We start from the raw sequence: 7,101 nt of genomic DNA, 5'->3' as shown, positions 1-7,101 counted from the left end.
TTCCAGAACTCCTAACTCCTTGATCTCCTGACTCCTGACTCCTTGATCTCCTGACTCCTGACTCCTGACTCCTGACTCCTATGCCCTCACGGAAAGACTTTCTCAGCAACCCCTAAGTAGGGAGTAGGAATGGATCAATCCAAAATCCAAAATCCAAAATCCAAAATCTAAAATCTAAAATTATCCTCCGCTAACGGGGGGAATAAGTACGACTTCATCACTATCTTTGAGAGGGGTGTCGGGTGCAACAAAGATTAAATTAATGCCATAGCGGGTAACATCACGCCATTGGTTCAGTTCTGGGTGTTCTGATATGAGGCGATCGCATACAGCTTTGACTGGTGTACCATGAGGAAATTCCAGCATTAGTTCCGAAAGTCCATAAGCTTCTTGATAAGCAGCGAACAATTTAACGGTTACAGTAATTACAGATTCAGAAATTACAGATTCAGACATACAATAATTGTTCTCAAAAGTTGTTCTCAAATTTTTTTCACGCCCTGGTTAATTGAATTATTACAAGAAATAGAATGCAAGCCGAATTTAACTTTTTTCAGCACTGGTATCCTCTTACACCAATTGAAGACCTTGATCCACAACGTCCCACCCCGGTAAAATTGTTAGGAATACGTTTAGTAATTTGGAAACCTAGATCATCTGCAAATTACCGGGTATTTTTAGATCAATGTCCTCACCGTTTAGCACCTTTAAGCGAAGGTCGTATTGATGACAAAACAGGTAATTTAATGTGTAGTTATCATGGTTGGCAATTTGATGATCAAGGTATCTGTACTCAAATTCCCCAAGCGGAAAATACCGAAATTGTCATTAAAAATCAAGAAAATTTCTGTGTCCTTTCTTTACCAGTACGTCAGGAAAATGACTTACTTTGGGTGTGGCCAGATGCAAAAACCCCCGAACTAGCAGCAAAGACACCTTTACCTTTATCACCACAAATAGACGCTAGTAAAGGATTTGTTTGGACTTCTATAGTCCGTGATTTAGAGTATGATTGGCAGACATTAGTAGAAAATGTAGCTGATCCTAGTCATGTTCCTTTTGCTCATCATGGAGTACAAGGTAATCGAGACAAAGCACAACCCATAACTATGAATATAATTAAATCAACAATTGATTTAATTGAAGTTTCCATTCCTAGAGGTTTACCAACAACAATCACTTTTGAACCACCTTGTCGTTTAGAATATGCGATTAGTCTGGGTCAGACAGAAAAGAAATTAGGACTGATAGTTTATTGTGTACCTGTATCTCCAGGAAAATCGAGAATTGTTGGTCAATTTAGTCGTAATTTTGCGAAAACATTTCATTATTTAACACCCCGTTGGTGGGATCATATCACTAATAGAAATGTGGTGTTAGATGGTGATATGATTTTGTTAAATCAGCAAGAATATTTATTGCAACAAAAACAAGAAAGGGAAAGTTGGAAAACAGCTTATAAATTACCTACCAGTGCAGATAGGTTAGTAATTGAGTTTAGGACTTGGTTTGATAAATATTGTCATGGTCAGTTACCTTGGAGTGAGGTGGGAATTAAGGATACAGAAACTAAAATCAATGATGATAGACTGGTGATGTTGGATCGTTATCAACAACATACTCAACATTGTAGCAGTTGTAGAACCACAGTTAAAAATTTAGAACGTTTGCAAATAGGACTTTTAGCTTATTTTGTCATAGTTGTATCTGGGGTGGCAATTCTTCCTGATGCTTTCCGTCTAAAAGTGGGTTTACCCTTAATAATTACTGCACTTTTAGGAATGGGAATTTATACTTGGTTGAAACTTTGGCTGATTCCTAAATTCTACTTTGTTGATTATATTCATGCCCATAAATAATTCAAAACTCCTGACTCCTGACTCCTGACTCCTGACTCCTGCTATAAATTAAAACTTAATCCCTAACCGTTCAAAATCGCGCTGAACTTCGTTAAACAGAGCTTTATTGTGGGGATCTGTCTTGATAGCTTTTTTTAGATAAATTCTAGCTTTTGGCAGTTGTTTTTGGGCAATTAAAGCCCGTCCCCAAATTTGATAAGATATAGCTTGCCATTGTTTGACTTCTATATCCCCTGGTAATCTAGCAGCTAAAGCTTCAACGAGAGCGATCGCTTGGGGAAAACGTTTTTCTTGTAAAAACCGCTGCAACTGTTCATAAGTCTTCCACTTTAACCGCTGTTCTATATCCTCTACCGTCGGTGGATGTGGCATCACCGTTGTTGTTGATACTGACGGTGGGGATGGTGTCTGGGTAGAACTATCCTCAAACACTGATGAAGTGGATGAAGGGGATGAAGAGGATAAAGAGGATGAACTATGTGATTTTACAGCTATTTCCTCAGGTGGTACTACCGTTTGCAGGAGTTTGTAAGCCTCCGTCAAGGCAATAAATTTTTCTTTACACTTTTCATCATCTGGGTTGAGATCGGGGTGATATTGCTGTACCAGTCGCCGATAAGATGCTTTAATTTCAGCAAAAGAAGCTCCTGACCTTAACCCCAATAAACGGTAGCAATCTCCGATATCCATGTTGCTTTGCTCCAATTCAAAATTCAAAATCAAAAATTCAAAGTTAAGATGCTTTTGAATTTTTAACCTTGAATTTTGAATATATTTTGCCCTGTTTAGATGCGTTCTTCAATCACACGGTCAATTAAACCATATTCCTTGGCTTCTTGAGCAGACATAAAGAAATCCCGATCCATGTCTTTCTCAATTTTAGACAAAGCTTGACCAGTGTTATTAGCATAAATCTGATTCAGTTGGCTACGAATTCGCAGAATCTCTCTAGCTTCAATTTCAATATCAGAAGCTTGTCCGCGAGTACCGCCGGAAGGTTGGTGAATCATGATCCGGGAGTGGGGTAAAGCTAGGCGTTTACCTTTAGTACCAGCAGCTAATAAGAAAGATCCCATGGAAGCTGCTAAACCCACGCAAATAGTGACAACATCAGATTTGATGTGTTGCATGGTGTCATAAATTGCCAAACCAGATGTCACCATCCCACCGGGGGAATTGATGTACAAATAAATATCTTTACCTGGATCATCGGAATCCAAATAAAGCATAACGGCAATAATTTGGTTAGCAATTTCATCATCGACATCTCTGCCCAGGAAAATGATTCTTTCCCGGTATAGACGGTCATAAATGCTAATCCAATCTGTATATTGTCCTCCGGGCATCCGGTAGGGAACTTTAGGCACACCTATAGGCATTTTTACGACTCCATTTGTAGTTTATTTAGATTGGGAGATGGGGGTAGATTAATCACCTAATCCCCAGTCACCAATCACCAGTCACCTTCTTAAAGCACACTTGCAGGAAGTGGGGGGTTGGCGAGTTCTTCTTTTTCAAACACGCGGTCTATTAAACCGTATTCCTTGGCTTGGTAAGGAGTCATGTAGAATAGACGATCCATGTCTTTGGTGATTTTTTCTGGTGCTTGTCCTGTGGTGCGTGACAGAATATCCACCATTGAAGCTTTATTTGCCAAAACTTCTCTAGCCCGAATTTGAATATCCGTTGCTTGTCCTTGAGCGTAACTCTTAGGCTGATGCAGGATAATACTAGAGTTAGGCAAACTTGCACGACAACCTTTTGTCCCAGCACTTAACAACATAGCAGCCATACCCATTGCTGAACCAATACAGATGGTGTGGATGGGGGGCTTAATGTATTTCATGGTGTCATAAATAGCGAAGGCTTCGGTTTCAAAACCGATAGGTTCGCCACTGTAACCAGATGTTCCAGTAGAGTTGATATAGATTTTAATGGGTTTTTCTGGGTCGTCGGATTGTAAAAATAGTAGTTCAGCGATGATCAATTCTGTAACCGCAGGAACTAATGGCATTCCCAGATACACTATTCTCTCCTTTAATAGCAGGGAAGGTAAGTCTGGGGGTGGTGTGCGGTAGGAATTTTCGCCGTAATAGGCAGCTTGTACAGCTTTGATGGGAAAATGTTCCATAGAATCTCAATCGCCTAAAACTATGCCGTTAACTGTATTACATCCTAGCGCGATCGCAAAATAATTAAAGGGTGTGGATTTCTAGGTAGGTGATTGGGGATTGGAAGCCATCCAATACATTTTTTATGCTTTTTCTGTTTATTTTGTTTTTGGACTTGACAAGCCGTGAATACTGTTGTACACTTATGTTATGAGTGGGAATCTGTGGGCGCAATATATATGGTGTTTTTAACAGCCTGGGTTGGGAACGCAGATGAACGAAGATTCTCAGCATCAAGATTAAAGGATGTACAGGATATCTTCTTTGCGTCTTGGCGTGAGGAAATAGATAATTTATAGATAATTTATAGATAATTTATTACCTAATTGGGAAATTAGCGAGTATATTTTTGTATATGTTCTAAAATGTAACGTATCTACCAGAACTCTCCCATGAATCAAATATGCTGTCTAAACCCAGACTGTCATAATCCAACCGTAGCAGATACGACAAAGTTTTGTCCTAGTTGTGGTATTCCTTTAGTTATCCTTAGAAACCATTACCGTCCGGTTAAACCTTTGGGGGGTGGAGGTTTTGGTAAAACTTATTTAGCAGAAGATACTGATAAATTTGACGAAAATTGTGTTATCAAACAACTTGCACCGCAAACGCAAAATACCTATGCTTTAAAAAAAGCAACAGAGTTATTTGAAGAAGAAGCTAAAAGATTACAACAACTGCAACATCCGCAAATTCCTAGACTTCAGGCATATTTTGAAGAGAACGGATATCTATATTTAATTCAAGATTTTATTGATGGAGAAAATTTATTAATTGAATTAGCGAATGGTGCAACTTTTGATGAAAGAAAAATTCGTAAATTGTTGCTAGAGATTTTACCAGTTCTGCAAATAGTTCACAATCAAAAAATCATTCACCGCGATATTAAACCAGAAAATATTATGCGTCGTCGCAGTGATGGAAAATTATTCTTGATTGACTTTGGTGCATCTAAACAACTTCAGGGTACAATGCGTCCAGGTACGATCATCGGAAGTTATGGTTATGCTTCTTTAGAACAGATGGAAGATAGGGAAGTTTATCCAGCGAGTGATTTATTTAGTTTGGGTGCAACTTGTTTTCATTTAATGACAAGGGTGCATCCTTGGAATTTATGGAAAACTCAAGGTTATGGTTGGGTAGAAAAATGGCGTGTTCATTTACAGCAACCTGTGAGTGTAGAGTTAGGTAAGATTTTAGATAAGTTATTACAGACAGAATATCAAAACCGTTATCAATCATCTGATAAACTTTTGCAGGTTTTACAGACTCCACCTCCTCCACCACCCCAACCACCCCAACCACCCCAACCTCCAATTTCTCAAAAATTGGGAAGTTCTCAAAATCAATCTTCTCAAAATCAATCTTTCCAAAATCAATCTTCTCAAAATCAATCTTTCCAAAATCAATCTCCTCAACCTACAATTATCACCCGGAGAAATTTCTTGGTTTATCCCAGCTTATTTGTTGGTGGTGTGACTATTGCTGTTGTAGGACAAAATTTATTATTCCCAAGTCCTAAAAATCAAACTTCTGAAAATCAAACTTCCTCAAATACACCAAGTCCTAAAAATCAAACTTCTGAAAATCAAACTTCCTCAAACTCCCTCTCAACCTTTAATTTTGAAGTTGTCACCACCGACTCCACCGGAAGCATCATCAACCGACGCAACTCCTCAGCGCGATATTTTACCGAAGATTTAGGAAATGGTGTGACTTTAGAAATGGTGGAAATACCAGGGGGAACATTCCTCATGGGTTCACCGGAAAGCGAAGCACAACGAAGTTCCGATGAAGGTCCCCAACGTCAAGTAACTGTTCCCAGTTTCTTCATGGGTAAATATCCATTGACACAAGAACAATATCAAGCGATTATGGGGAATAATCCTTCTCATTTTAAAGGTAATTGGTTTGATAAAAATAGAAAACGTCCTGTAGAAAGAGTTAATTGGAATGATGCGGTTACATTCTGTCAACGGTTAAGCCAAAAAACAGGAAAAACCTACAGATTACCAAGCGAAGCACAATGGGAGTATGCTTGTAGAGCCGGAACTACCACACCATTTTATTTTGGTGAAAGTATTACCACTGATCTGGTAAACTATAATGGTAATGAAACTTATGGTTCTGCACCTAAAGGCATATACCGTCAACAAACCACAGATGTAGGTTCTTTTCCCCCTAACGCTTTTGGTTTGTATGATATGCACGGCAATGTTTGGGAATTGTGTTTGGATGATTGGGTAGATAACTATAGTAACGCGCCTACAGATGGCAGTGCTGTGACAAGCCAAAGCGAACTTAAAGTGCTGCGCGGTGGTTCTTGGAACTACGGCCCCGGCTCTTGCCGTTCTGCGTATCGTCACTACGGCCTCCCAGACTTCAGTGCCTACAACCGCGGGTTTCGGTTGGTAGTTTCCGGCGCAAGGACTCTTTAGTTCTTTACTCTCTTACCCTTTTACCCTCTACACTTTTTCTTTTTTCCCTTTTTCCTCGCCGTCAGGCGATCAATTTTTTTTACGGTTTTTAATATGTCAGAATCAGGATGTCCAGGATTAAAGGATGAACAGGATAGGATTTTGGTTTGATGTTATATGATTTAAGTTTTAACATATCATATATATTTATGAGATGTCAATATTTGTCCGTATCCTAGAAATTATTAAATCATCTAAATCATGATTCAGATCATCTGCGTTTATTTGCGTTTTCATCCTGTAAATCCGGTAATCCTGGATATCCTGATTTAGACAATACGACTCCCTTGGATTATTCTAAAACCTATCATAACACAACCCTCTCAGAAGTCAAGACCCTTGAAAATACGTTGAGTCATTCGCAAGTATTCTCAATAATTTAGGGGTAAAAAAAGGTGCTGAAACTTTTTTGGGATTTTTGGGGGAAAATAGAGTTAAGAATTGTTAAGGTGTTGGGTGAGAGGTAGAACCTCTATGTTCACATTTCCAGTCAGAGACTGGGAACGAGAGAAACGAGAGACGAGAGACGAGGTAAACCTTCCTGCCTCCTGCCTCCTGCCTCCTGCCTCCTGCCTCCTGCCTCCTGCCTCCTGC

General features: G+C 39.3%; 6 protein-coding genes. 2 read left to right on the top strand and 4 right to left on the bottom strand.

Annotated features, from left to right (window positions below; all coding sequences use genetic code 11):
• Positions 1-180 precede the first annotated feature (180 nt).
• Positions 181-441, bottom strand: coding sequence for a MoaD/ThiS family protein (locus PN497_RS23770; protein WP_096572845.1), 261 nt, complete (start codon positions 439-441; stop codon positions 181-183).
• Positions 442-530: 89 nt separating this feature from the next.
• Between PN497_RS23770 and PN497_RS23765 the strand changes: the two genes are divergently transcribed.
• Entirely contained in the window at positions 531-1,859 is a 1,329-nt protein-coding gene (locus tag PN497_RS23765) for an aromatic ring-hydroxylating dioxygenase subunit alpha (protein WP_096571905.1), read from the top strand.
• 48 nt (positions 1,860-1,907) lie between these two features.
• On the opposite strand, the gene PN497_RS23760 is transcribed toward PN497_RS23765, so the two are convergent.
• From PN497_RS23760 to PN497_RS23750, 3 genes are all read right to left on the bottom strand, one after another.
• Positions 1,908-2,549 (bottom strand): J domain-containing protein, encoded by a 642-nt coding sequence (locus PN497_RS23760; protein ID WP_096571906.1) that lies wholly within the window; start codon positions 2,547-2,549, stop codon positions 1,908-1,910.
• Positions 2,550-2,644: 95 nt separating this feature from the next.
• On the bottom strand, positions 2,645-3,238 hold the full coding sequence (locus PN497_RS23755; protein ID WP_096571907.1) for an ATP-dependent Clp protease proteolytic subunit: 594 nt from the start codon (positions 3,236-3,238) through the stop codon (positions 2,645-2,647).
• Positions 3,239-3,327: 89 nt separating this feature from the next.
• Positions 3,328-3,990, bottom strand: coding sequence for an ATP-dependent Clp protease proteolytic subunit (locus PN497_RS23750; protein WP_096571908.1), 663 nt, complete (start codon positions 3,988-3,990; stop codon positions 3,328-3,330).
• Between the two features lie 432 nt (positions 3,991-4,422).
• On the opposite strand from PN497_RS23750, the gene PN497_RS23745 reads away from it, so the two are divergent.
• The gene (locus PN497_RS23745; RefSeq protein WP_096571909.1) at positions 4,423-6,468 is read left to right on the top strand and encodes a bifunctional serine/threonine-protein kinase/formylglycine-generating enzyme family protein; all 2,046 of its coding nucleotides are present in this window, start codon (positions 4,423-4,425) and stop codon (positions 6,466-6,468) included.
• Positions 6,469-7,101: the final 633 nt, after the last annotated feature.

Source organism: Sphaerospermopsis kisseleviana CS-549, from assembly GCF_028329225.1.
Classification (GTDB): domain Bacteria; phylum Cyanobacteriota; class Cyanobacteriia; order Cyanobacteriales; family Nostocaceae; genus Sphaerospermopsis; species Sphaerospermopsis kisseleviana.
The sequence above is the reverse complement of the archived record's forward strand: the minus strand, read 5'-3'. Positions and strand labels throughout refer to the sequence as shown.